This is a genomic window from Paenisporosarcina sp. P4_D4, assembly GCF_056401835.1.
This window is the reverse complement of record NZ_JBFUIO010000321.1, coordinates 1-1,091: the sequence shown is the minus strand read 5'-3', so window position 1 is coordinate 1,091 and position 1,091 is coordinate 1. Positions and strand designations below refer to the sequence as shown.

General features: G+C 36.9%; 1 protein-coding gene. It reads right to left on the bottom strand.

The annotated features are described in order from the left end of the window. Window positions 1-327: 327 nt before the first annotated feature. Entirely contained in the window at window positions 328-663 is a 336-nt protein-coding gene (locus tag AC1DSL_RS18530; protein ID WP_477533373.1) for a hypothetical protein, read from the bottom strand. Window positions 664-1,091 lie beyond the last annotated feature (428 nt).

Sequence of the window (1,091 nt, the reverse complement as noted above, 5' to 3'; positions counted from 1 at the left end):
CATGTACTTGACTAAGAGCCGTAGTGAATCATTTCTTCGTAAACGTCAAATAGCGCCCAAGATTTTACATGGGCGCTTTGCTCAATACTTTAATTAGTTTTCTTTAGGACCTGGCAATCAGTTGGAATTGTCTTCAACTAATGTAAGAGTTGATAAAGTACTATCTAATCTGTTACTTCTACTTCGTCGAACAGATAAAGAGCGAGCTGATCCGGAATAGTTTCTAACTAGATGCACCGAATTTCTTTTTTGGTTGAGGTTGTACTTGCAACCATGTTAAGGATACTCTTTAAAGCTCAGATCACTATAATTTTTCAATTTGGATTGCTACTTTGTTACAGTTTCTTTTTTTGTCGCTTCAATTGCTGGAGTCATTACTGCTGCTGGAGTGGATTCAACTGTTGGTGTCGATCCCTCTTTTGTTGTCTTTTCTTCTTTTGGTGTCACTTTTACTGCTGGTGTCGATTCTACTGCTGGTGTGGATTCAACTGTTGGTGTCGATCCCTCTTTTGTTGTTTTTTCTTCTTTTGGTGTCACTTTTACTGCTGGTGTCGATTCTACTGCTGGTGTCGATTCCTCTTCAAAAAGTGGAGAAGCTAAAGCTGATCCTGCAATTAGTGAAACTGCTAATGTCGTTGCGCCTACTAATAGAATTTTTTTCATTTCAAATTCCTCCTTATTTTTAATCGCTCTGCGATAAAGTATGGGATGTTGTTTCCCACACTTCTAATTTATCCAATTAATGTGACAACAATATGACGATGTAAAAATGTAGTGTATCACCCTGACATACGGGCAGTAACCTACAGTTTAATCACTTGCTTAGATAGGAAATAATGAGGCGTTGTCATTTTATCGACATATTCCAGCTATACACTAACGACTTAGCCCTAATTTTTCAAAGTTGTAGAAAGGATGTTTTGTAGTGAAGCGCATCTTACTTATTGAGGACGAATTACCAATTGTGCAGATATTAAAAGTATATTTGGAAAGAAAGGATTTTTCGGTGGCTTCCCATTCAGGCGAAGGTAATGTAGTTCAATTTTTTTTAAATTATAAACCTTCATTGGTACTTTTGGATTTGATGTTGC

What these genes read in the sequence shown, in the direction of transcription:
- AC1DSL_RS18530 (WP_477533373.1), bottom strand. Translation starts at nt 663, where the DNA reads ATGAAAAAAATTCTATTAGTAGGCGCAACGACATTAGCAGTTTCACTA.